The organism is Paenibacillus sp. p3-SID867, from assembly GCF_025142895.1.
GTDB lineage: Bacteria > Bacillota > Bacilli > Paenibacillales > Paenibacillaceae > Paenibacillus_AQ.
In genome coordinates this window covers 56,835-79,267 of the sequence record NZ_JAMBDM010000021.1, presented here as the reverse complement: position 1 = coordinate 79,267, position 22,433 = coordinate 56,835, and the positions used below count along the sequence as shown (strand labels likewise).

The window sequence follows — 22,433 nt, the reverse complement described above, 5'->3', positions numbered from 1 at the left end:
TAAACGAAGGAGTGAAGAGTTATGTACAAATCAATCATTATAGGAACGGGTCCAGCAGGTTTAACGGCAGCCATTTATTTAGCCAGAGCTAATTTAAATCCGCTTGTTATTGAAGGACCACAACTAGGAGGCCAATTGACATTAACTACAGAAGTTGAAAATTTCCCTGGATTTGTTGATGGAATCATGGGACCTGAGCTCATGGATAATATGAGAAAACAAGCGATTCGATTCGGTGCTGAGTTTAAGAATGGTTGGGTGCATGAAGTGGATTTCTCTTCACGTCCGTTTCGAGTGTCCATTGAGGGGCTGGGTCAATTGCAAACTGAAACGATCATTCTCTCCACGGGTGCATCGGCGAATTTACTTGGGGGCATACCCGGCGAGAAGGAGAATATTGGACGCGGTGTAAGCACATGCGCAACATGTGATGGTTTCTTTTTCCGAAATAAAGAAGTGCTTGTCGTGGGTGGAGGAGATTCTGCCATGGAAGAAGCAAATTTCCTTACGAAGTTCGCTTCCAAGGTAACGATTGTTCATCGTCGTGATGAACTGCGTGCTTCGAAGATTATGCAGGAACGTGCAAGACAAAATCCTAAGATAAGCTGGACACCTAGCAAAGAATCCACTGAAATTATCGCCGATGATCGCGGAGTTACCGGTCTGCGCGTCAAGGATATAAAAACAGGAAATGAAGAAATCATCGAGACCGACGGAATTTTTATTGCGACGGGTCATACACCCAATACAGCATTTTTAAAAGGACAGATCGATACCGATCCAGTTGGATATATTCGTGTGAAACCTGGTACGACCGAAACGAACATTCCTGGGGTTTTTGCTTGCGGAGACGTACAAGATCCGAAGTACCGTCAGGCGATTACAGCTGCAGGTACAGGATGTATGGCTGCGCTAGATAGCGAACGATTTTTAGAGGCAGAATCCGCGTTTATAAAATCAGTCACAGATTTAGCTAAAGTATAAGCGTATGCTTATGTATGAATTAGAGTTCACTTAAAAAGACAACAAAGCAAATTCGAAAGAAAACGATACGGCACAACTTAATTCAGTAACAGGCTTTCGCCCCGACCCTTGTGGTCGGGTTTTACCTTAACATGAGAGCAAGAAGGAGCAACTAGATCATGAAGGGCACGAATGATTTAACCCAAGGTCCTATTATGTCTACTTTAATGAAATTGACGATTCCCATCATTGCAACCAATTTTATATCTACAACCTACGGTCTTGTGGATATGATTTGGGTTGGAGGACTAGGAAGTGGTCCGGTTGCTGCAATTGGCACAGCAAGCTTCTTCATTAATTTAGCGATTGCGTTATCGACCATGATAACGATTGGTACTGGCATCAAGGTCTCACATTGTATGGGGGCCGGTCAGAGAGAACAAGCTAAGTCTTATGTGAAAAACGGATTTATCATGTCTATTGTATTAGGGCTGCTCTACATGGTTTTTATCATATTGACCCAGGACCAGCTGATCGGTTTCTTCGATCTGGGAAGTGAAAAAGTTGAGCAGATGGCGAAGCAATTTCTATTGATATCGATAGTAGGTACCCTATTTTCAATTCTGAACACCTTATATGCAACCATTTTGAATGCAATGGGAAACAGTAAACAACCCTTTTATATTTTTTCAATGGGTCTCATTTTAAATATTATTCTTGATCCATTTTTAATCTATGGAGTCGGCAGTTTTGAAGGTTGGGGAGTTGCAGGGGCCGCTATTGCTACATTAACGGCCAATGTATTAGTGACTTTGCTGTTTATCATGAAAGCGAAAAACTTAGAAATGATCTCTAAACAATCGGTATGGAATAGCCGTCTCATGAAAGAAGTTATCCGATTGGGAGTTCCGATCACGATTCAACGGGTCACCTTTACGATCATTTCGATTATTATTGCTAAAATTATTGTAAGGTGGGGGGCTGATGCCATTGCGGTTCAAAAAGTTGGCATTCAAATTGAATCGATCTCCTATATGACGATCGGTGGTCTACAAGGGGCTATCGCGGCCTTTTTTGGACAAAATTACGGAGCACGTCGATTGGATCGAATTCAGCAGGGTTATCGAAAAGCGTTGCTGTTGACCTCCATATTTGGCACTTTCATTTCGCTCATATTCATTTTGTTCCCTCAGCAACTCTTTTCGCTGTTTCTATCTGATGATACGAGTATGAAGCTCGGAGAAGATTATATGCGAATTATCGGCTTCTCCCAATTATTTATGTGCATGGAACTGATGACCGTAGGTGCGTTTAACGGTATTGGTAAAACACATATTCCGCCGATCTTCAGCATTTTATTTACGGCGCTAAGAATACCCTTGGCTTTGCTCTTATCTGAACCGTTTGGTTTAAATGGGGTGTGGATGGCAATTACGCTAAGTAGTGTTTTTAAGGGGATCATTTTGGTCATCTGGTTTAGAAAATCTTTACGCAGTATTCATAAATCGCTTGCCATTTCTTAATGAACAGGGTAAAGGACGGTCATAAACATGAAATTGTTGAATCGTGAACTTATACAGATTGTAATCGACAATGCACTTCAAAATGATCTGCTTCGAGGTCATTTCGGTTTAGAAAAAGAAAATGTACGGGTCGATCAAGATGGAAAGCTTGCACTGACACCCCACCCGAAGGCTTTTGGAAGCAAGACGGAAAACCCTTATATTCAAACTGATTTCTCAGAGAGTCAAATCGAGATGATAACCCCCGCCTTCGAGTCGATTGAAGAGACTTATCATTTCATGGAAGCCTTGAAAGACATCGTTTCTGTGGAATTGGAAGGAGAGTATTTGTGGCCTAGTAGCAATCCTCCCATGCTTCCCGAAGAGAATGAAATACCTATTGCCAAAATGAGCGATCCCATTGCGGACGACTATCGAAATGAATTGGCGGATAAGTATGGTCGTAAAAGACAATTGTTAAGCGGAATTCATTATAATTTCTCGTTTGATGAGAAATTTCTTGCAAAGCTATATGAGACCGGTGGGCGGCACAAAGACTTTAAGGAGTTCAAAGATGCGATTTACTTTAAAGTAGCCCGTAACTTGATGAGGTACCGTTGGTTGCTCATCTATCTAACAGGGGCAAGTCCTGTATTTGATAATACCTATATCGAGCAATGTGTTAACTTGGCGGATTCGCATGATAATAAAAGTTATTATTTTCCGATTATGAACTCACTGCGGAACAGTATGTGTGGCTATCGGAATGAAAAGTCGTATTATGTTTCTTTTAATTCGGCCAAAGAGTATGTTCATGACTTAAACAGACTGATTCAAAAGAATGAATTATTGAGCGTAAAGGAATTTTACAGCCCTGTTCGCTTAAAAACCGCTAAGGGGATCAATCCCTGCCAAGAGCTTGTGGAAGATGGAGTAGCATACTTGGAGCTTCGATTTATGGATATTAATCCACTTCATAAGATTGGAATAAGTAAAGAAATGATGCACTTTATACATTTGTTTATTCTCTTTATGCTGCTTAAAGTAGATGAATCCTTCCAAGAGGAAGATCAAAGGATAGCTGATGTAAATCAAGATCAGGTGATTATGGAGGGGTTAAAAGGCTATTTAAACGAGCCTGAATATAGTCAGTTCACGATGGAGGAAATGGCACTTGCTATTATCGATGAGATGAAGGATATGGTGCAGCTTTTGTTTCATAAGAATGAGGATTTTCAGCACATTCTGGACGATGAAAAGCAAAAGATTCTCCATACGGAGTTGAATGTTGCATCTATGGTGAAGTCCGACGTTCAAAAATCATCTTATCTGACATACCATTTGGAAAAAGCAAAAACATACGCTCAGGACAGTATTCAAAATGGATACCGTTTTGCAGGGTATGAGGATCTTGAATTATCAACTCAACTACTCTTAAAGGCAGCGGTGAAACGAGGCATACGATTTAAGTGGATGGATCGGGATGAGAACTTTGTATTGCTATCAAAAGGTAATCATCAAGAGTATGTGAAGCAAGCCACGAAAACTTCCTTGGACTCCTATAGTACGGTGTTAATTATGGAAAATAAGGTGGTTACGAAAGAAGTTCTCAAACAACATGGAATTCGTGTACCGTCAGGGGAAGCGTTTCAGAGTTTGGATGAAGCAATGTCCACCTATGAAACCTATCGCGGTACTCCCATTGTGATAAAGCCCAAATCAACCAATTTTGGGTTGGGCATTACGATCTTCAATCAAGATTATTCGAGAGAGGATATGAAAAAAGCGTTTGAAATCGCCTTTTCGCACGATCAAACGGTTCTTCTTGAGGAATTTATGACAGGAAAGGAATACCGCTTTCTGGTCATGGGGGATCAGGTTGTAGGAGTACTGCATCGTGTCCCTGCAAATGTCATCGGTGACGGTGTCCACACGATCGAACAGCTAGTTCATGAGAAGAATAAAGATCCACTTCGAGGTAAAGGGTATAAGACTCCCCTTGAGAAGATTCAGTTAGGGGAAGCAGAAGAGATGTTTTTGAAAAACCATGCTTTGAGTTGGAACGATATACCCCAAAAAGGGGAAGTTATCTATCTAAGAGAAAATTCGAACATTAGTACGGGAGGAGACAGTATCGATTTTACGGATGAAATGCCGTACAGCTATAAGGAACTTGCCATTCAATCAGCTAAAGCTGCAGGAGCGACTATATGTGGTGTGGATATGATGATTGATTCCTTAGAGGAAGAAGCAACCGATACCAATTACAGCATCATAGAAATCAACTTCAACCCAGCGATCCATATACACTGCTACCCTTATATCGGAAAGAATAGAAAGGCAAATGAAAAGATTCTAGATTTATTGTTTGGTTAGTTCGATTACGGTGAGACAAATGAATGAATGAATGAATTGAGATAGACATAAGGTGATGATGAAAGAAGGGCAGGGAGACCTGCCCCCTAAGAGGGGCGTTAATTCGGAGATATAATTTGCTGTTATTAGCGATAATGTGAAAAGATTTTATTACCGCATTCGTGGAAAACCTACTTGCGGTAAGAGATGAAGTATCATTCAAACCATCACAATTGCAGGAAGGGTGGACACTTGTGTTGTTCAATGAGAAATTATTGGATGCAGATTCTAGACACTTGAAATCAAGCACTCTTTTGTTTAAGATATAAGCATTAAATTATATGGTTATGATGTTATCTTACAAGAATGGGGTGAATCTTATTGGAGCAAATGAGCGAAATTGCCGAGAAGCTAAAACTGCTTGGAGATAAAACAAGGCTTACGATGTTAACGCTTCTTAAGCAAAAAGAATGGTGTGTTTGCGAATTTGTCGATATTTTCGACATGTCTCAGCCAGCGATTAGCCAGCACTTAAGAAAGCTTAAGTCTCAGGGGATTGTAAATGAAGCCCGTCGTGGCCAATGGGTGTATTATTCCTTGAATGTTGATGATAAGCCATATATCCAAGCCGTGTTAAATGAGATGCCAAGTGCTCAAGAAGTACTCTCATCCATGAATAAGGAAGTGAACTGTGCTTGTGATTAACAGGAATATTTAGCATGTGGATGAGTGATGCTAAATATGATCTCTATTTTTATATAAGGATATGGTTATATATTAATTATTAAGTCATCGTATAATTGGAGGTTTGAACATTGGTTTCTGTTGTCCTGGCTAGCATCATTTTTCTTGTTACCTTAGTTTTTGTCATTTGGCAGCCTAAAAATCTATCCATTGGATGGTCTGCCTGCGGTGGTGCTGTACTGGCACTGCTCGTGGGAGTCGTTGACTTTCAGGATGTATGTGATGTCACCCAGATCGTATGGAATGCAACGCTCGCCTTTGTCGCGATCATTATTATTTCATTGATCTTGGATAAAATCGGGTTGTTCGAGTGGGCCGCCTTACATATGGCGAATGCTGCTCGAGGAAACGGTATTCGGATGTTTGTTTATGTATCCGTTCTTGGAGCTGTTGTCGCTGCCTTTTTCGCAAACGATGGTGCGGCTCTCATCTTAACTCCAATTGTGCTTGCCATGGTACGAGCGCTGAATTTTGATGAGAAGAAGGTATTCCCTTTTATCATCGCAAGTGGTTTTATTGCGGACACAACTTCGCTGCCACTTGTAGTCAGCAACCTGGTGAATATCGTATCGGCCGATTTCTTCGGCATTACGTTTATCGAATACGCCAGTCGCATGTTGGTTCCCAATCTGTTCTCTTTAGTAGCCAGTATCCTTGTGCTTTATTTGTTTTTCCGCAAGAGCATCCCGCGTAAGTTCGATGGGACGCAGCTTAAACAACCCTCAACGGCAATTCAAGATCCTAAGATGTTCCGTTTATCATGGATCGTATTAAGCGTGCTGCTGATCGGTTACTTTGTGTGTGAATTTGTGGGTATCCCCGTATCGATCGTAGCTGGTGTCATCGCGATATTCTTCCTGCTGATGGCGAGAAAAAGTCCGGCTGTGCAAACCAAAGAAGTCCTTCAAGGGGCTCCGTGGGCTATCGTATTTTTCTCGATCGGTATGTATGTTGTGGTCTATGGCTTACGTAACGCCGGTCTTACGGACCTTCTGGCAAGTGTCATACAGAGCGTAGCGGATCAAGGGCTGTTTGCTGCAACCATGGGAATGGGCTTCATTGCTGCGATTATTTCTTCCATCATGAACAATATGCCGACTGTCATGATTGATGCACTCGCCATCGATGCGACAAACACGTCGGCTGCTATCAAAGAGGCCTTAATTTATGCAAATGTGATTGGTTCCGATTTAGGTCCCAAAATTACACCAATTGGTTCACTAGCCACCTTGCTTTGGCTGCATGTCCTTTCGACCAAAGGCGTGAAGATCAGCTGGGGGACTTACTTTAAGACAGGGATTATATTGACCATCCCAACGTTATTTATAACCCTTTTAGGATTATATATCTGGCTAACCATACTTTAATTCAAGTGATAAGGGAGAGAAACGATGATGGAAAAAAAGACATTGTACTTCTTGTGCACAGGCAACTCTTGCCGCAGCCAAATGGCTGAAGGATGGGCCAAAAAACATCTGGGAGATGATTGGAATGTCTACAGCGCCGGCATCGAAGCTCATGGCTTAAACCCGAATGCGGTCAAAGCAATGAACGAGGTGGGGATCGATATTTCGAACCAAACTTCGGATATCATTGATCCGGTGTTGTTGAATCAATCCGATTTGGTGGTCACCCTATGCGGTGATGCTGCTGATCGTTGTCCGATGACACCTCCTCATGTTCGCCGCGAGCACTGGGGATTTGACGATCCTGCCAAGGCTCAGGGTACCGACGAAGAAAAATGGGCTGTTTTTCAGCGCGTTCGCGATCAAATCGGCGAGCGTATTCAAAAGTTCGCTGAAACCGGCGAGTAATCAAATAGAACGTAGGAGCCGGGAACTTTTCTCGGCTTCCTTTATTACAGGAGGGAAACGACCATGATATCCATTGAAATTTATGATCCGGCCATGTGTTGTTCTACAGGAGTATGTGGGCCAAGCGTGGACCCTGAATTGATTCGCGTATCAACCGTTGTCCACAATCTAAAAAGCAAGGACATCGATGTTGCTCGTTATAACCTAGCAAGTGAGCCAGATGCATTTCTTACGAAACGTGTTGTCAATCAGCTGCTTACTGAACAAGGTCCGGAAGTTTTGCCGGTAGTTTTGTTAAACGGTCAGGTAACGAAAATCCAAGGCTATCCCTCAATGGAGGAATGGTGTGCTTGGACTGGATTGGCAGAGACGGACTTGGTGAAAAAACCGAAGTTGCGTATTGAGCTCAAAACGAAGCAATGACAGAAGGAAGTAGGTGCACAATGATGAGTAGATCATTTCATCCAAATGATATTCCACTAACGCCGTATCTCTTTTTTACGGGCAAAGGCGGAGTAGGAAAGACCTCTACCGCGAGCGCGACAGCCATATCCCTTGCAGATGCGGGTAAGCGAGTTTTGCTAGTCAGCACAGACCCGGCGTCGAATCTGCAAGACGTTTTCGGTATGACGTTATCCAATCATCCTGTTCAGATTCAAGGAGCGCCTAACCTGTATGTCGCCAATTTAGATCCGGAGACGGCAGCAAGTAAATATAAAGCACAGGTCGTTGATCCGTACCGCGGCAAACTTCCGGATACCGTGATTGCTTCGATGGAGGAACAACTTTCAGGTGCTTGTACGGTTGAAATTGCCGCCTTCAATGAGTTCTCCACCCTTTTGACCAATCAAGAGCTGAAAGCCGGCTTTGACCATATTCTTTTTGACACAGCGCCAACGGGGCATACGCTTCGGTTGTTGCAACTTCCTACCGCTTGGAGCGGATTTTTAGATGAAAGTACACACGGTGCTTCATGCTTAGGTCCATTAGCAGGATTGGAGTCGAAGAAGGAACTATATAGCAACGCACTGGCAACGCTGAATGACGAACAACAAACAACACTCGTGTTGGTGACGCGTCCAGATCGTTCACCGCTGTTGGAGGCTGCCCGTGCTTCATCCGAATTAAGAGAGACGGGAATGAATAATCAGATTCTTGTTATGAACGGCACTTTTGTTCTTCATTCAAACCCGGATCCCATTTCAGAAGCATTCTATAAACGCCAACAAATCGCGTTAGATGCGATGCCGGAGAACCTAAAGACCATTCTCCATTATGAGATACCTTTAGTTCCATATAACCTAACGGGACTAACCCATTTGCGTCAACTATTTTCACTCATAGAACAATCATTAAGCTCTGAAAACGTGGAACAGATTTCAGCACCACCATTAAGCACTCTCATTCGTGATATAGCATCATCCGGAGTACGTATTGTATTTACGATGGGAAAAGGGGGTGTCGGAAAGACAACCATCGCATCAGCTATTGCGGTTGGCTTAGCTGAACAGGGGCATCGAGTACATCTGAGTACAACCGATCCTGCCGCACATCTTAACCACATTTTAGATGAGGAAGGAAACAAACATTTATCGGTGAGTCGAGTCGACCCAAGAGTCGAACTGGAAAAGTACCGTAATGAAGTATTGAGCCAAAATGCCGATTCCTTAGATGAAGATGGTCTTGCTTATTTGGAAGAAGACTTACGATCTCCTTGTACAGAGGAGATTGCTGTCTTCAGAGCTTTTGCAGACTTGGTTGAGCGTTCACAGGATGAGATTGTCGTGATTGATACGGCTCCAACCGGACATACGCTGTTGCTTTTGGACGCAACTCAAGAGTACCATAAGGAAATTGAACGTTCTTCTGGAGAGATTCCTAATTCGGTGAAGCATCTTCTGCCGCGCCTGCGAAATCCTGAGGAGACCAGCGTAGTTATTGTTACTCTGGCAGAGGCCACGCCTTTTTACGAGGCTTCCCGATTGAACGAGGACTTGAAGCGAGCAAATATCCCTACAAAATGGTGGGCGATCAATCAGAGCTTCGCTGCAACGCAGATAACGGATCCGGTGTTACAAGGCCGAGCGAGTTCGGAGGCACAATGGATCTCACAAATCAAAGAAGCATCGGCAAACCACAGCGTGATTATTCCGTGGGAACCGGAGGAGATTAAGGGATACGATCGGCTCAAAAAACTGACGGAGAAGTAATGACAGGTAAGATTCTACTTATAAGGAGTGATCATCATGATCATTACGGATGAGGCTAAAGCATACATCGAAGAGATGATGAAAGAAGCTGAGACAACAACGTTAAGATTCTTTAATGCAGGTGCTGGGTGTTGCGGACCAAGTTATCAGCTGACGCTGGATAAAGCTCAGGAAAATGACATTGTCGAGCGTATAAATCATATAGAAGTGGCTTTCGATCCAACGATTGCGGACCTCGTACGGAATGTTATATTGGATATTGACCTAGATGAAGAAGGTCCTGCATTAATCGTCAGTGGCGGCAGTAGCAGCTGCTGCTAATTCGAAAATAGGAGGCAACGAAGAACATGGAGAAGAAATACCATGCACTACATGAAGATAAGATCTATATGGGCGGAGCCGCTGATGTCGAAGAAATGGTAAAACAAGAAGGTGTCCAAGTCGTGGTGGACCTTCGAGAAGAAGCCACGGAGTGCGCATCAACAGATGCCAACGTGAAATGGATTAAGATCCCCTTGGGCGACAATGCAACGGAGAGCGAGGAAGTTTTATTTAAAAAGGCGATCGATGAAGTAGTTAGTGCCTATCACAATGGCCAAAAAGTTGCTTTTCATTGTGGGGGAGGTAAAGGAAGGACAGGAACCGTTGCCATTGGAACCTTGCTAGCCCTAGGAGAGGCCCAAACCATTGCCGAAGCTGAGGAAAAGGCCCAGAGCATTCGCAACATTATTCAAATAAAGCCGACCCAAAGAGAATCCCTCGAAAAGATAATTGAAGCATAGTTTCAAGAATGAGGACTTTAGATTCTACACGCAGATCAAATAAGTGGGCTGGGATGAAGAAATAAATAAAATACTACGGTTATGAGGTTTCTTAATATCTTCTAAAGGGATGGGACTAAGAAGTCCCTCCTTATAAAAGATAATGCATTGAATGAACATGGTGAGAGTAGATCTTTTATGAAGTTGTTATCAGGAAGGGCTGTTAACTTATAAAGAAATAACCTGCGAAAACAGTTTTTATACTTAGCGAGGATTACTTCCTGAAAGACTCCCTATATAAATGTTCACGTTTCCTAGACAGCAAGAACCTTGGGGGTTGTTTACCTCGCAACCACAACGACCCGCCTGAACATGTGATTTAATTTGTTTGGTAGGTTGTTCGTCGGTACCCGCCGCTTGAAGAAGTCGATCCCTAGTCCAATCGAAGCAGTAACACACGGGCACATTCATACTCGGGTTCTTTTGGTACACAGGTACCTTCAGGTCGCTTACAACGAATGTTTGCGAATGGTCGGTGCTGAAATAGACAGTAGGACAAGTAGAGCTTGAGCAAAAAAGGAAAGAGTTCTTAGGCTCAATGTTTTCAAGAGCAGAAGCCTTTAACAATGATTTAAGCGTAATGAGCTGTACGCTCTTACCCTTTTCCCTACAGGAAGGACAATCAGTTCTAACGGCTACTATATGGTTGGATGAGTTGCAGCAATCCATTTTAACAACACTCCTTATGTGATTTGAATGAGCGCAAGGGTGAGACCATAGCTATTTTGTAAACTTCTTTTCATCGCTTTCTCGTAAAAGGACCTTTGGAACAAGATGAATATAAATCAATTCCCCAATAAGTTCTACTATTGTCTGAGTTACGATTACTGCTGCCACTAACCCGTTCAGAGGCTCAGGTAGAGCTAAAGCAAAAGGAAGAACAACTAGTGAGTTACGCGTCCCCGCGCTAAAAATAAGTGCCCGTCCTGCTCCGGTATCCAATCGGAATATACGAGAAACGATACGAGCGATCATTGGAGTAATGACCATATATACTACATAGACTGGAATCACTTGGCTAATAATGTCAAATGAAGTGTATAGTTTACTGATTTGCGATGCAACAACAACAAAAAGAGTCAGTGCCATAAAAGGCACAGGGAGCCATGCTGTAGCATCAAGAAAACGTTCTCCCGTTTGCTGTTTTCTTGCCCACCATTGTGTAAGCAGTGCAAGTACTAAAGGAACTACAATAAGACCTAGGAATGCTTCGAGAAACGGTCCAACACTCACAATTTCGGCTGCCTGTGTGCCCATAAAAAGCCATAGATAAATAGGCAATAAAAGCATTTGGGTAACAAAGAGTAAGGGGGTTGAAACTAAAACAAGCTTCTCGTTCCCACGACCAAGGTGTGTGAAGACAATGACATAGTCAATACACGGAGTAAGCAAAACAAGAAATACACCCAATAGCAAAGAGGGATCAGCAGGAAGAAACCGTGTTAATCCCCAGACTAGGATAGGTACAACTATATAATTCATCATAAGTAGTGCGTAAATAAACTGTCGATTTGATAGTGCTTCTTTTAAGCGGAAAAAAGGGATTTGCGTAAACATTCCGTACATTAATATGGTAAGTACAATTGAAATCACATGATCAAAACTTGCGCTTGTTTCAGGCCAAAATAACCCAATGCCAGTAGCAAGAATTAATACCAGAGCATAAAGCCATACTTGATTCCTTTCTAACTGTTCTCTTGAGACCATTTCAATCCTCATTTCACTTGTGCTTGATTATCGCAACAAAATAACGTTAAACTTCACAACTGTTCTTGATGCCTATATTAAAGGCGAAAGTATCATGTCTACTCTGACTAGTCAAGAATTAAAAGCTCAACAAAGACGATCGGTAATGAGGAATAGGGTTAACAGGCGCTATTCGTTTTTTGGCTTTACGTAGTAAGAACATTTATATTTTCGTCAATTTCATTTCGTAAGAATGCTTTTACTTCCTCGTTCCCAGTTAATTGAAGCTTGATCGTTTTATCTTCATTGTTTGTGATCACCGTAAAAGTTAAAAAAGGACAGCATCTTCTCTCCAAGCCAATCCATTCATTCAAAAGCCGTAGTGTTTCTGAATCACCAGGGAATAGGTGTTGGTATCCTTTTTCAATCTCCGTAATACTGATCCTTCTTAGTTCTAATCCTCTCCAAATATTTTTGTATTCAAATCGTTCCTCCTTTGTAAAGACTGTATAGCAACATGAAATAGGTATTTCTTTAGTCATATTATTTGCCCCTTTCAATTAGCATAAGAATTACAACTGCTTCTTTTATACGAATTGATTTAGTTGCCCTTATGGCGGCGGTGATGAAATAACTGCACCGATATTTCAAAAAGGAGAGCTAACACACAGCTACTCATAAGGTTCAAAAATGTGCAATGCTCTAGGCTGCTCCACCCTCGAGTTAAGTTTCGTGTTAGCCTAAGATTTTATTAATTCACTATCCAGAATGAGTTATAATTAAATCATAAAACTTAAAGGTAACTTTAAGTCAAGGGGGGATTTAATGACAAAGCTTAGCATTGGTCAGTTGGCGGCAAAGGCTGGTATGAATGCATCAACTTTGCGCTATTATGAATCGGTCGGTTTGCTGCCTGCTCCTGAACGGAGAAGCGGCCAACGCCGCTATGATGAGAGCCTACTTGACCGTATAAGTTTTATTAAAGTCGCTCAGGAGACAGGATTTAAGATACAGGAAATTATCATTTTATTAGAAGGTTTTGAAGTGGATGATTCACTTTCAGATCGATGGGAGCACATGGCGAAGTTGAAACGCTCTCAACTTGAGGAAAAGAAGAAACTAATTAATTCCATGATAAAGATTCTAGATAACGGCTTAAACTGCAAATGCCTAACTTGGTCGGAATGTTTAATGAAAATTCAAAATAACGGATCGTGCTAGATGTATGTAATGCATAATACGTGATAGCCACCAGTAGAACAGGTGGCTATTTAAAATGGACTCATTTTAAAATAAAAACTTGCAAAATACAAATATTCGAGTTATAACTGATCTAAGGCTTGATACATGTAATGCGACTGGTTTTAATTATTATGCACATGGAAGTGAACTAAGGGGCCTATTATATGAGTTATTACTTGTAATTTACAAATAATTTGGAGGTTGATTATGATTCGGAGCACGGCTGAGAAAAACATGATCATTGCCGCCTTCATCACAGCAGTTAGTTTATTTGGAGACGCCATGTTATATGCCGTGTTGCCGGTAAACAGTGAGGAATTCGGGTTAACAGCCCTTTGGCAGATTGGGGTTTTATTATCGATCAATCGGTTTGTTCGTATACCGATACATCCACTCATTGGCTGGTTCTATACACGATATCCGGTTCGAAATGGTCTATTCATCGCCATCTGCCTAACGATCGTTTCTACATTTGCTTATGGTTACTTTAATGAATTTATCGCGCTCTTGATCGCTAGATGTGTGTGGGGAGTGGCATGGGCTTTCATTAAGCAAGCCGGGCAGTTATTAGTGGTTGAAGCTGTTACGGAGAGCAAGCAGCCAGGGAAACTAACAGGTTTGTTTAATGGGATTGCCGGTGCTGGTGTCGTTATCGGAATGGTTGTAGGTTCCTTATTATCTGAAAGCTTTGATACTTCGTCGGTGTTAATCGGTTTCGCGATCCTCAGTGCTTTAACTTTTCCGCTTTTGTTAGCTATCAAAACAAGCAGTCGAGGTGTAGTGCAGCATGTAGAGAACAAAAATTCGAAAGCACTGCTGTTCATGGTTAAGGATCGACGTTTCATTGTACTTCTACTAACCGGATTTGTGATTTCTTTATTATTCCAAGGGTACGTGAAATCGACACTAAGCTACTGGATAGAAATGCGGGATTTTAGTGCTTTATCTTTATTAAGTTCGATTAGTGCTGCAACGTTAACAGGAATATTACTCACCCTCAAATTAGCTGCGGATCCTTTCCTTGGTTATTGGGTTGGAAGGTTTAGTGATATCAGGCAGTCGAGAACAGAATGGTTAACGGGAAGTATCATGGCGGTGGGTATTCTTTTTGTTATCATCGCATTCCATCTCCAAACTGTTGTGTGGCTCTCAACGCTGATCTTATTACTTCTCGTATCTTCAATCGTAACTACATTATTAGATACTGATGCCGCTCAATATGCAGCTGATTCATCCAATAAACATTACGTCGTATCTTCGTATTCCATGACGGTTGATATAGGTGCTGCGCTAGGTCCATTTCTGGGTTTCACATTGCTCTCTGTAATTGGAGATACCTTCTTGAATGTTGGAGCTGCTCTATTGTTAGTATTGTGTGGATTCGTATTGCTTCGAGTGAAGAAGAGGAATCGAAAAAATGAAATCCTAATTGATGTTGATAATCATACATAACGTGAGAGGAGAGAATGACAATGAATCATGTTTTAGATGTCCTAGTCATTGGTGGCGGGCAATCGGGATTAGCATCAGGGTATCACCTGAAACAAAGAGGTTTATCCTTTTTAATTTTGGAAGCAAGTGGGGAAGCTGCAGGGTCGTGGCCGAATTACTACGATAGTTTAAAGCTGTTTTCGCCGGCTAAATATTCATCCTTACCGGGACTATCCATACCGTCTCCAGGTGACCGATATCCTAATCGAGATGAGGTTGTTCAATACCTAAAAAACTATGCGTCTCACTTTCAGTTACCGATTGCCTTTCATCAACGTGTTGAGCAAGTTTCTAAAGAATCAGGTGTTTTTCAAGTTCGTACGACTTCGGGAGAAACCTATACTGCACGCAACGTGATTTGCGCTACCGGTTCTTTTAACAAGCCATATATTCCATCGATACCTGGACAAGAAGATTTCAAAGGTACAATCATACATTCCGCGGTGTATAAGACACCTGATGCCTTCAGGGATCAATCTGTTATCGTTGTCGGCAGGGGAAACTCAGCTGTACAAATCGCGATGGAGTTAGCAGATAAAGCCCATACCACGTTAGCTGTTCGCGAGCAGGTCTCGCTTGTGCCGCAGCGTTTTCTAGGAAAGGACATTCATTTTTGGTTTATTATCACCGGTATCGATTCCCACTGGCGGATAGGGAAGTCATTAGCCAACGCATCTTCCGTTATGGACCTGGATGGGTACAAACAAAGGTTGAAGGATGGCAACCCAAAGCAAAAGATCATGTTTACTTCGTTTTATGAAGATGGGGTGATTTGGCCAGATGGTTCTAAAGAGAAGGTGGATAGCGTTATTTTTGCAACTGGGTTTCATTCCAATCTTTCCTTTATTAAGGACCTGGGAGGGCTAGATGCTAAGGGAGATCCATTACAAGACCGCGGCGTCAGTACGGTTGTACTCGGTTTATACTTTGTGGGCCTATCCGGGCAGCGATCCTTTGCCTCAGCGACCCTCCGCGGTGTTGGTTCGGATGCAAAGTATGCTGTGAAACATATTCAGAAGAATACAATTGTTCCTTATGCGGAGTAATGGCTAGTTAAAATGCAACATGAGGAGAGAAGGGGATCCCAATGAAAATTCTCTTGTGCTTATTGCTCATCCCTAAATTCAGCATTCAAAAATCAACAAGCGTTGGAATGAAGAACTGGAAGGCAAGGATCATATAATAGTTAATGATCTTTATGAGCAATATCCGGATGAACGCATTCTTGTCTCATCAGAAATATCTCCATAACCCAAATGCCCCGTCAAACCCTGCAACAAGAGCGATTAGATACAAAATTTCATCCAGGCAGGTGCTCCCTTATTTCACGTAATGGATGACTTTTCTCATTCGCAAATATTCATCGTCATTAATTTCGCCTCTAACGTACCGTTCTTTCAGCATCATCAAGGGGCGATCCACAACACGGCTTTTCATCATCAGCAATCGAGCAACAACGTAAACGGTCGCTCCAACAATCAGTATAAAGATAAGCGCCCCGATACACATCATAGCACACATCAAAATCATCATCGAACGATCGATCATCATTCCATCTATCAGTGTGAACACCTCCCAGTCTAAGGATTCTTAAATTTTGAAAAATTTATTCGTTCACTTGTTATTCATTTTTAAATCTTAAAAAAAGTGAAGGGCCTTTTGCATAAATTTTTTATGTGTAGAAAATGGTGTGCAGGTTTTGCTTGACAATATAGGGTGGGGGGCTATATATTCGGAGTATCAAGTAAATATTGTATTAGGAATTTCACAGCAACAATCTCAGTTTCAAATTCCTTATCAAAGTGAATACCGTTTATTTTTGTATAGGGTGGGAGAGTATATTAACATGAAGGAGGAGAGATTAAATGAGCATTAACATGGAACTGGTAGATCAATCGAGTGTACAATCTAGCCACTGTTCAACTGAGGATTGTGGGCGTAAGAGCCATCACTCAGATAAAGTGAAAAACAGCATAGTTTCTCGTTTGAACCGGATCGAGGGGCAAGTAAGAGGCATTAAGGGCTTAATTGATAAAGACACTTATTGTGACGATGTATTAAATCAGATTGCCTCGGTCCAATCAGCTCTAAACGGCGTCGGGAAGCTTTTGCTTGAACATCACATGAGAAGTTGTGTTATCGATCGAATACAAGAAGGCGATACAGAAGTATTAACGGAGCTGTTAACGACCATGAACAAATTAATGAAATAACAATTCTTAGAAGCAGCAGTGATGCTGCTTTTTTCTTATCAATCTTTAATTGGCTGGGGAATATAAAAAATAAAATTAAAAAGGTGTTGACTAAATATAGGGTACGGGGGTATACTAAGTTCAAGAAATGACATTGGCAATTAATGTTAGATCACGATGTAACATGTAGTAATAAAAAGATAATTTAAACCATTAATAACAACCAATGAAGGGATGTAATGATGAAAATGAAAAACATGACATTAGAAGTAGAAGGAATGAGCTGCCAGCATTGCGTCAATACGATTGAAGGGGCACTCAAGGAAATTGGTGTGAAGGGAAAAGTTGATCTCAAAAACAATACGGTAGATGTGTCGTTCGACGAGAGTCATATCAAGATTGAACAAATTAAAGAAACCATTGAAGAACAGGGATACGACGTAAAATAAATCCAATGTGTAAAGTGAAGGTGGGAACCATTTATGGAAGCAGTAGCAACGAACCAAAAAAAACAATCAACTTTGCAAATCACTGGGATGACTTGTGCGGCGTGTGCCAATCGAATTGAGAAGGGATTAAATAAATTGGAGGGTGTAGATACGGCTAACGTAAATTTCGCTCTCGAAAAAGCTAGTATATCGTATGATCCAACAAGAGTTGATACTGACATTCTTGAAGAGACAATTAAGAAATTGGGCTACGGTACGGCTAAGGAAGTTGCTCAATTTAAACTGGAAGGTATGACCTGTGCAGCATGTGCGAATCGAATCGAGAAAAGCTTAAGCAAGCTGCCAGGCGTTACGAATGCTACTGTCAACTTTGCAATGGAAACAGCACGGGTAGAATACTCACCTGGAGAAGTATCCATCACCGAGATGCAAAACAAGGTTAAACAAATTGGATATAAAGCAATTTCGAAAGAAGATCATGCGAACACAGGTGATCGTCGTGAAAAAGAATTACGCCAGCAGAAACAGAAATTACTTATCTCAGCCTTACTTTCATTACCGCTTTTATGGACGATGGTTGCTCATTTTTCATTCACTTCATGGATTTATACACCAGAGATTTTCATGAATCCATGGTTTCAGTTGATCTTGGCGACCCCTGTTCAGTTCTATATCGGTAAACCTTTTTATGTAGGTGCTTATAAAGCACTACGTAATCGCAGCGCAAATATGGACGTATTGATATCGCTCGGGACTTCAGCTGCATATTTTTACAGTTTGTATCTTACGATTGAATGGTTCATTAACGGCGCGGGTATGCACCATGGACCATCACTGTACTTCGAAACAAGTGCAGTTCTGATCACACTGGTTATCACAGGGAAATTATTTGAATCACTAGCAAAAGGCCGAACCTCTGAAGCCATTAAATCATTGATGGGATTGCAAGCCAAGACGGCATTAGTTGTTCGTGATGGTCAAGAGCTTTCGATTCCGGTAGATGAGGTAATTGTAGGAGATGTGGTGCTTGTACGTCCTGGTGATAAGGTGCCGGTGGATGGTCAGGTGCTGGAAGGTCTATCGTCCGTGGATGAATCCATGTTAACTGGTGAGAGTCTCCCAGTTGAGAAAAGAGAAGGCGACATGGTCATCGGAGCAACGATTAACAAAAATGGCATGTTGCGAATTAAAGCAACAAAAGTTGGTAAGGAAACAGCGCTTGCACAGATCATTAAGGTTGTAGAAGAAGCACAGGGCTCGAAAGCTCCGATTCAACGGGTGGCGGATGTGATCTCAGGAATTTTTGTCCCAATTGTTGTTGGAATAGCGGTTGTGGCCTTCTTGATTTGGTACTTCTTCGTGACCCCAGGCGATTTTGCAGAAGCATTAGAAAAAGCGATTGCAATTCTTGTCATTGCTTGCCCATGTGCACTCGGTTTAGCTACGCCGACATCGATTATGGCTGGATCCGGTCGCGCTGCAGAACTAGGCATTTTGTTTAAAGGTGGCGAGCATCTGGAACAAACCCATAAGATCGACGCCATCATACTTGACAAGACCGGTACGGTTACGAAAGGTAAGCCAGAGCTCACGGATGTTTTATCCGAAGGAGATGAGACAACATTTTTGCGGCTGGTCGGTGCAGCAGAGAAAAATTCGGAGCACCCTTTAGCAGAAGCAATTGTTGCAGGAATACAGGATAAAAATATTGAGTTTCCTGGTACAGATTCTTTTGAAGCCATCCCTGGATTTGGAATTAAGGCCGTCGTAGAAGGGAATCAACTTCTTATCGGTACTCGCAGGTTGATGGACAAATATGGGGTGGATGCTAAGCATGCATATGATACGATGGCTCGCTTGGAGGAAGCCGGAAAAACAGCCATGCTTATTGCGATCAATAACCAATATGAAGGTATGGTTGCTGTAGCGGATACGATTAAAGAAACATCAAAGGCAGCAGTTCACCGTTTGAAAGAAATGGGTATCCAAGTGATTATGATTACGGGCGACAATGAACGGACGGCAAATGCTATTGCAGCGCAGGTCGGCATTGATCATGTTCGAGCAGAAGTTTTGCCTGAAGGAAAAGCAGAAGAAGTGAAGAAATTGCAAGCCCAAGGCAAGACAGTAGCTATGGTAGGTGATGGAATCAATGATGCGCCTGCTTTGGCGACAGCTGACATCGGGATGGCAATTGGAACGGGTACAGATGTAGCGATGGAAGCTGCAGATGTAACGCTCATGCGGGGAGATCTCTCCAGCATTCCGGATGCAATCTATATGAGTCGCAAAACGATGAGTAATATTAAACAAAACTTATTCTGGGCTCTTGGTTACAACACACTTGGAATTCCAATCGCAGCGATCGGTTTATTGGCACCTTGGGTGGCAGGAGCTGCAATGGCACTGAGCTCCGTATCCGTTGTTCTCAACGCGCTCCGGCTGCAACGTGTAAAAGTGCGTAATCAATAATAAATATCTCTTTTAATGGAGGTTGTCATGGGAGAAAGAGTAAGGATTGCGATTAGCCCTAGCATCCAAATAGGAGGAAATATCTTTACTCCTGAGCAGTTTTCCAAAATAGGGAGCATCGGGGGGGATGACGTACAAATTGAAATGACGCCGTTCCGGCAACTTTATATGGATATTCCTATTGACCAGAAAGATCGTATTGAAGAGGAATTAAAGAAAATTGGCCTTGAAGTGTATCCTGCAGGCTCTGTTACCAAAAGTTTGATTGTCTGCAATTTTTGTAAAGGGGCAGAAACAGCGGGGTTAGAAACGGCTCGTGCCCTAAATGAAGTTATATCGGGGATAAATACACCAACACCTTTGAAGATTGGTTATGCGGGTTGCGCCCTGGGTACGAGTGAACCTTTGCTCAAAGATATTGGCATCGTAAAAATGCGGGATAAGTTCGATATTTACGTCGGCGGTGAGCCCAAGGGCCTTAAAACTAGTAAAAACGTGAAAGGAGGTGAAAAAAATGCAAGAAGCAAAAATGAAAGTTGATGGAATGACATGTCGTTCCTGTGTCAAATCTATAGAAGGCTCCCTTGATCAGATCGGTGTTGAAGGCAAAGTCGATTTTGATGAAGGTACTGTCCACGTTCAATATGATGAGTCGAAATTACAGTTGAACGATATTCAGGAAGTTATCCGGAGTAAGGGCTATGAAGTAACGAATTAAGGAAAACAAGGAGTGAGAACGATGACGGAACCGATCAAAGTCTATACGATACCGACATGTAGCGACTGCAATTATGCGAAACGATACTTTACTGAACAAAAGGTGCCTTATACAGAATACAATTGTGCAGAGAATGCAAAGTATGCCGAGGAAGTTAAAGACTTAACGGGGAAACAAATCGTTCCAACGATTGTCATAGATAATAAGGTTTTTATCGGGTTTGCGGAAAATTTAAAGGAAATAAGTGAAATCATAAAATAAACGTCACATAAAGCCGATCATTAGACCGGCTTTATTTTTTTGCTTGTTTGTGTTGATTTTAAATGACGTGTCATCTATCATATAAAAGGTGACGTGTCATTTAATTTGAATTGGGAGGATGTATGATATTGGAAACGCCAACATTTCGAATACATCGAATACAAACCGGAGCAGTTCGAGTTCACCCTCAGCAGGTGGAAGGAAGTAAATTCAATCGCTCGATCTGGATTCTTACTTCCAGGAAGTGGACTGAGTGGCTTCCCATTAATACATATTTAATAGAACACCCGGAAGGTCTGGTGCTCTTTGATACTGGAGAAGATCCGTCAGTTAATGAACCGAATTTTTACCCATGGTGGGCTCCTCAATATCGGAAGATGTGTCAATTTAATATCCGTGAATCACAATCGGTAACTGAGGGGATTCTGCACCTCGGATATTCTCCTGATGATGTCAGATATGTGATACTAAGCCACTTGCATTCAGATCATGTTGGAGGGATTGCTCGATTAACGAAATCGGAATTTGTCATTAGTGAGCGTGAATGGGCAGATGGCCAACGCTTTGGAGCAACGTTCATGCATGGATATCAAAAGCATAGATTTTATAATCCTGATTATAAATATCAAATTATTCATCATGAAAAGATGAATCAAGCAGGTGCATTTATAAATGGATATGACTTAATCGGGGATGGTTCCCTTGTGATTGTTCCGACTCCAGGGCATACATTTGGTCATCAATCGTTGTTGGTAAATGGAAGACTGCCGGTTTGCTTAGCCGGGGATGCAATCTACACACAACCACAATTCGAGCGAGAGGTAGCAGATGGTGTTGCAGATGATAAAAAGGCTGCTGTAACATCAATGACCCAACTTAGGGAATGGTCAAAAACAAATGGTGGTGCACCTATCTTATCAACCCATGATCCGAACGCTGGAGTTTTACTTTCGAGGCGTAATGGTATGATATAATTTCTACGTATCAAGTATGCTACGGAGAATGGTGATTAACTTGAAAAAAAATATAGAACTTGCTGAACAATTACGTTATCTAATCCTTGCTGCCGAAAGACAGGGTGGACGTATGTTGCAGTCCGCATTGAGTAAAGAAAGTATTACCGGATCACAGGCTGAGGTGTTACGGGTTCTTGAAGAGAGAGGACCACTCTCATTGAAGGAGCTCGGCTTTCTGTTAATATGTGAAGGTGGCAGTCCATCAAGGCTCGTTAACACGCTTGTTCAGGAAGGATACATTATTCGTGATACCCACCCTAAAGATTCCAGAGCGGTTATATTACGTTTATCCGATAAAGGTGTGGAAAAATCAAAAAGAGTAACTTTGGTAGAGCAAGAACTATACACGATGATATCTCGAAAAATCGATAACGATAAGTTAGAATCGATCAACCAATTCCTTTGCGAACTGTTGTCGGAAGAACCCATTGCGAGCAGCCTGCAGGCTAGGGGTTTTATGAAATAATGGGATGCCTCGCTTTGCCCAAAGAAAAAAG

At 42.0% G+C, this 22,433-nt stretch carries 25 protein-coding genes; 21 read left to right on the top strand and 4 right to left on the bottom strand.

All coding sequences use genetic code 11. The annotated features are described in order from the left end of the window. Positions 1 to 21 precede the first annotated feature (21 nt). The 10 genes from trxB (at position 22) to M4D81_RS29375 (ending at position 10,370) form a co-directional block, all read left to right on the top strand. The gene (gene trxB / locus M4D81_RS29420) at positions 22 to 984 is read left to right on the top strand and encodes a thioredoxin-disulfide reductase (RefSeq protein WP_260069049.1); all 963 of its coding nucleotides are present in this window, start codon (positions 22 to 24) and stop codon (positions 982 to 984) included. Between the two features lie 158 nt (positions 985 to 1,142). Beyond that, the gene (locus tag M4D81_RS29415) at positions 1,143 to 2,486 is read left to right on the top strand and encodes an MATE family efflux transporter (RefSeq protein WP_260069048.1); all 1,344 of its coding nucleotides are present in this window, start codon (positions 1,143 to 1,145) and stop codon (positions 2,484 to 2,486) included. Between the two features lie 27 nt (positions 2,487 to 2,513). Next, positions 2,514 to 4,841 (top strand): bifunctional glutamate--cysteine ligase GshA/glutathione synthetase GshB, encoded by a 2,328-nt coding sequence (gene gshAB, locus M4D81_RS29410; protein WP_260069047.1) that lies wholly within the window; start codon positions 2,514 to 2,516, stop codon positions 4,839 to 4,841. Between the two features lie 360 nt (positions 4,842 to 5,201). Continuing rightward, complete coding sequence (locus M4D81_RS29405; protein ID WP_053493525.1) at positions 5,202 to 5,525, top strand: ArsR/SmtB family transcription factor; 324 nt, start codon at positions 5,202 to 5,204, stop codon at positions 5,523 to 5,525. 110 nt (positions 5,526 to 5,635) lie between these two features. Then, positions 5,636 to 6,931 (top strand): arsenic transporter, encoded by a 1,296-nt coding sequence (locus tag M4D81_RS29400; protein ID WP_260069046.1) that lies wholly within the window; start codon positions 5,636 to 5,638, stop codon positions 6,929 to 6,931. Positions 6,932 to 6,958: 27 nt separating this feature from the next. Next, positions 6,959 to 7,378 (top strand): arsenate reductase (thioredoxin), encoded by a 420-nt coding sequence (gene arsC, locus M4D81_RS29395; RefSeq protein WP_028407113.1) that lies wholly within the window; start codon positions 6,959 to 6,961, stop codon positions 7,376 to 7,378. A 63-nt stretch (positions 7,379 to 7,441) separates the two neighbouring features. Beyond that, positions 7,442 to 7,801, top strand: coding sequence for an arsenite efflux transporter metallochaperone ArsD (arsD, locus tag M4D81_RS29390; protein ID WP_036638485.1), 360 nt, complete (start codon positions 7,442 to 7,444; stop codon positions 7,799 to 7,801). Between the two features lie 23 nt (positions 7,802 to 7,824). Beyond that, positions 7,825 to 9,588 carry an arsenical pump-driving ATPase gene (arsA, locus tag M4D81_RS29385; protein ID WP_260069063.1) on the top strand — a complete coding sequence of 588 codons (1,764 nt, stop codon included), beginning with the start codon at positions 7,825 to 7,827 and terminating at the stop codon, positions 9,586 to 9,588. A 36-nt stretch (positions 9,589 to 9,624) separates the two neighbouring features. Then, entirely contained in the window at positions 9,625 to 9,909 is a 285-nt protein-coding gene (locus M4D81_RS29380; protein WP_036638488.1) for an iron-sulfur cluster assembly accessory protein, read from the top strand. A gap of 26 nt (positions 9,910 to 9,935) precedes the next feature. Beyond that, complete coding sequence (locus tag M4D81_RS29375; protein ID WP_260069045.1) at positions 9,936 to 10,370, top strand: protein-tyrosine phosphatase family protein; 435 nt, start codon at positions 9,936 to 9,938, stop codon at positions 10,368 to 10,370. A 243-nt stretch (positions 10,371 to 10,613) separates the two neighbouring features. Here M4D81_RS29375 and M4D81_RS29370 read toward each other — a convergent pair whose 3' ends face one another. The 3 genes from M4D81_RS29370 to M4D81_RS29360 all read right to left on the bottom strand — a co-directional run bounded on the left by M4D81_RS29370 (position 10,614) and on the right by M4D81_RS29360 (position 12,637). After that, positions 10,614 to 11,078 (bottom strand): putative iron-sulfur cluster-binding metallochaperone, encoded by a 465-nt coding sequence (locus M4D81_RS29370; RefSeq protein WP_076152817.1) that lies wholly within the window; start codon positions 11,076 to 11,078, stop codon positions 10,614 to 10,616. A gap of 51 nt (positions 11,079 to 11,129) precedes the next feature. Beyond that, the gene (locus M4D81_RS29365) at positions 11,130 to 12,116 is read right to left on the bottom strand and encodes an arsenic resistance protein (protein ID WP_036638493.1); all 987 of its coding nucleotides are present in this window, start codon (positions 12,114 to 12,116) and stop codon (positions 11,130 to 11,132) included. 185 nt (positions 12,117 to 12,301) lie between these two features. After that, positions 12,302 to 12,637 (bottom strand): hypothetical protein, encoded by a 336-nt coding sequence (locus M4D81_RS29360; protein ID WP_225595923.1) that lies wholly within the window; start codon positions 12,635 to 12,637, stop codon positions 12,302 to 12,304. A 283-nt stretch (positions 12,638 to 12,920) separates the two neighbouring features. Between M4D81_RS29360 and M4D81_RS29355 the strand changes: the two genes are divergently transcribed. From M4D81_RS29355 to M4D81_RS29345, 3 genes are all read left to right on the top strand, one after another. Then, the gene (locus tag M4D81_RS29355) at positions 12,921 to 13,316 is read left to right on the top strand and encodes a MerR family transcriptional regulator (protein WP_036638494.1); all 396 of its coding nucleotides are present in this window, start codon (positions 12,921 to 12,923) and stop codon (positions 13,314 to 13,316) included. A gap of 228 nt (positions 13,317 to 13,544) precedes the next feature. Continuing rightward, positions 13,545 to 14,789, top strand: coding sequence for an MFS transporter (locus tag M4D81_RS29350; protein WP_260069044.1), 1,245 nt, complete (start codon positions 13,545 to 13,547; stop codon positions 14,787 to 14,789). A gap of 20 nt (positions 14,790 to 14,809) precedes the next feature. Beyond that, positions 14,810 to 15,874: a flavin-containing monooxygenase gene (locus M4D81_RS29345; RefSeq protein ID WP_036638496.1), complete on the top strand. Its 1,065-nt coding sequence runs from the start codon at positions 14,810 to 14,812 to the stop codon at positions 15,872 to 15,874. A 274-nt stretch (positions 15,875 to 16,148) separates the two neighbouring features. Here M4D81_RS29345 and M4D81_RS29340 read toward each other — a convergent pair whose 3' ends face one another. Continuing rightward, positions 16,149 to 16,379: an SHOCT domain-containing protein gene (locus M4D81_RS29340; protein WP_225595920.1), complete on the bottom strand. Its 231-nt coding sequence runs from the start codon at positions 16,377 to 16,379 to the stop codon at positions 16,149 to 16,151. Positions 16,380 to 16,705: 326 nt separating this feature from the next. Between M4D81_RS29340 and M4D81_RS29335 the strand changes: the two genes are divergently transcribed. The 8 genes from M4D81_RS29335 to M4D81_RS29300 all read left to right on the top strand — a co-directional run bounded on the left by M4D81_RS29335 (position 16,706) and on the right by M4D81_RS29300 (position 22,402). Next, positions 16,706 to 17,041 (top strand): metal-sensitive transcriptional regulator, encoded by a 336-nt coding sequence (locus M4D81_RS29335; protein ID WP_036638840.1) that lies wholly within the window; start codon positions 16,706 to 16,708, stop codon positions 17,039 to 17,041. A gap of 227 nt (positions 17,042 to 17,268) precedes the next feature. Then, entirely contained in the window at positions 17,269 to 17,469 is a 201-nt protein-coding gene (locus M4D81_RS29330; RefSeq protein WP_036638843.1) for a copper ion binding protein, read from the top strand. 33 nt (positions 17,470 to 17,502) lie between these two features. Beyond that, the gene (locus tag M4D81_RS29325; protein ID WP_260069043.1) at positions 17,503 to 19,941 is read left to right on the top strand and encodes a heavy metal translocating P-type ATPase; all 2,439 of its coding nucleotides are present in this window, start codon (positions 17,503 to 17,505) and stop codon (positions 19,939 to 19,941) included. Positions 19,942 to 19,968: 27 nt separating this feature from the next. Further along, the gene (locus M4D81_RS29320; RefSeq protein WP_260069042.1) at positions 19,969 to 20,481 is read left to right on the top strand and encodes a nitrite reductase; all 513 of its coding nucleotides are present in this window, start codon (positions 19,969 to 19,971) and stop codon (positions 20,479 to 20,481) included. Further along, positions 20,456 to 20,659: a heavy-metal-associated domain-containing protein gene (locus M4D81_RS29315; protein WP_071222026.1), complete on the top strand. Its 204-nt coding sequence runs from the start codon at positions 20,456 to 20,458 to the stop codon at positions 20,657 to 20,659. The genes M4D81_RS29320 and M4D81_RS29315 overlap by 26 nt, the downstream gene beginning before the upstream one ends. Positions 20,660 to 20,680: 21 nt before the next feature. Further along, the gene (locus M4D81_RS29310; RefSeq protein WP_260069041.1) at positions 20,681 to 20,920 is read left to right on the top strand and encodes a glutaredoxin family protein; all 240 of its coding nucleotides are present in this window, start codon (positions 20,681 to 20,683) and stop codon (positions 20,918 to 20,920) included. A 128-nt stretch (positions 20,921 to 21,048) separates the two neighbouring features. Next, the gene (locus M4D81_RS29305; RefSeq protein WP_260069040.1) at positions 21,049 to 21,894 is read left to right on the top strand and encodes an N-acyl homoserine lactonase family protein; all 846 of its coding nucleotides are present in this window, start codon (positions 21,049 to 21,051) and stop codon (positions 21,892 to 21,894) included. A 40-nt stretch (positions 21,895 to 21,934) separates the two neighbouring features. Beyond that, a complete protein-coding gene (locus M4D81_RS29300; RefSeq protein ID WP_260069039.1) occupies positions 21,935 to 22,402 on the top strand; it encodes a MarR family winged helix-turn-helix transcriptional regulator in 468 nt (155 codons plus the stop codon). Positions 22,403 to 22,433 lie beyond the last annotated feature (31 nt).

Excerpts from the sequence above, each read along its gene's own strand:
- M4D81_RS29375 (WP_260069045.1), top strand. The coding sequence starts at position 9,936 with ATGGAGAAGAAATACCATGCACTACATGAAGATAAGATCTATATGGGC.
- M4D81_RS29380 (WP_036638488.1), top strand. The coding sequence starts at position 9,625 with ATGATCATTACGGATGAGGCTAAAGCATACATCGAAGAGATGATGAAA.
- M4D81_RS29315 (WP_071222026.1), top strand. The coding sequence starts at position 20,456 with ATGCAAGAAGCAAAAATGAAAGTTGATGGAATGACATGTCGTTCCTGT.
- M4D81_RS29340 (WP_225595920.1), bottom strand. The coding sequence starts at position 16,379 with ATGATGATCGATCGTTCGATGATGATTTTGATGTGTGCTATGATGTGT.
- arsA (WP_260069063.1), top strand. The coding sequence starts at position 7,825 with ATGAGTAGATCATTTCATCCAAATGATATTCCACTAACGCCGTATCTC.
- M4D81_RS29310 (WP_260069041.1), top strand. The coding sequence starts at position 20,681 with ATGACGGAACCGATCAAAGTCTATACGATACCGACATGTAGCGACTGC.
- M4D81_RS29365 (WP_036638493.1), bottom strand. The coding sequence starts at position 12,116 with ATGGTCTCAAGAGAACAGTTAGAAAGGAATCAAGTATGGCTTTATGCT.
- M4D81_RS29325 (WP_260069043.1), top strand. The coding sequence starts at position 17,503 with ATGGAAGCAGTAGCAACGAACCAAAAAAAACAATCAACTTTGCAAATC.
- arsD (WP_036638485.1), top strand. The coding sequence starts at position 7,442 with ATGATATCCATTGAAATTTATGATCCGGCCATGTGTTGTTCTACAGGA.
- M4D81_RS29350 (WP_260069044.1), top strand. The coding sequence starts at position 13,545 with ATGATTCGGAGCACGGCTGAGAAAAACATGATCATTGCCGCCTTCATC.
- gshAB (WP_260069047.1), top strand. The coding sequence starts at position 2,514 with ATGAAATTGTTGAATCGTGAACTTATACAGATTGTAATCGACAATGCA.
- M4D81_RS29415 (WP_260069048.1), top strand. The coding sequence starts at position 1,143 with ATGAAGGGCACGAATGATTTAACCCAAGGTCCTATTATGTCTACTTTA.
- trxB (WP_260069049.1), top strand. The coding sequence starts at position 22 with ATGTACAAATCAATCATTATAGGAACGGGTCCAGCAGGTTTAACGGCA.
- M4D81_RS29360 (WP_225595923.1), bottom strand. The coding sequence starts at position 12,637 with ATGACTAAAGAAATACCTATTTCATGTTGCTATACAGTCTTTACAAAG.
- arsC (WP_028407113.1), top strand. The coding sequence starts at position 6,959 with ATGGAAAAAAAGACATTGTACTTCTTGTGCACAGGCAACTCTTGCCGC.
- M4D81_RS29320 (WP_260069042.1), top strand. The coding sequence starts at position 19,969 with ATGGGAGAAAGAGTAAGGATTGCGATTAGCCCTAGCATCCAAATAGGA.
- M4D81_RS29370 (WP_076152817.1), bottom strand. The coding sequence starts at position 11,078 with ATGGATTGCTGCAACTCATCCAACCATATAGTAGCCGTTAGAACTGAT.
- M4D81_RS29335 (WP_036638840.1), top strand. The coding sequence starts at position 16,706 with ATGGAACTGGTAGATCAATCGAGTGTACAATCTAGCCACTGTTCAACT.
- M4D81_RS29330 (WP_036638843.1), top strand. The coding sequence starts at position 17,269 with ATGAAAAACATGACATTAGAAGTAGAAGGAATGAGCTGCCAGCATTGC.
- M4D81_RS29355 (WP_036638494.1), top strand. The coding sequence starts at position 12,921 with ATGACAAAGCTTAGCATTGGTCAGTTGGCGGCAAAGGCTGGTATGAAT.
- M4D81_RS29345 (WP_036638496.1), top strand. The coding sequence starts at position 14,810 with ATGAATCATGTTTTAGATGTCCTAGTCATTGGTGGCGGGCAATCGGGA.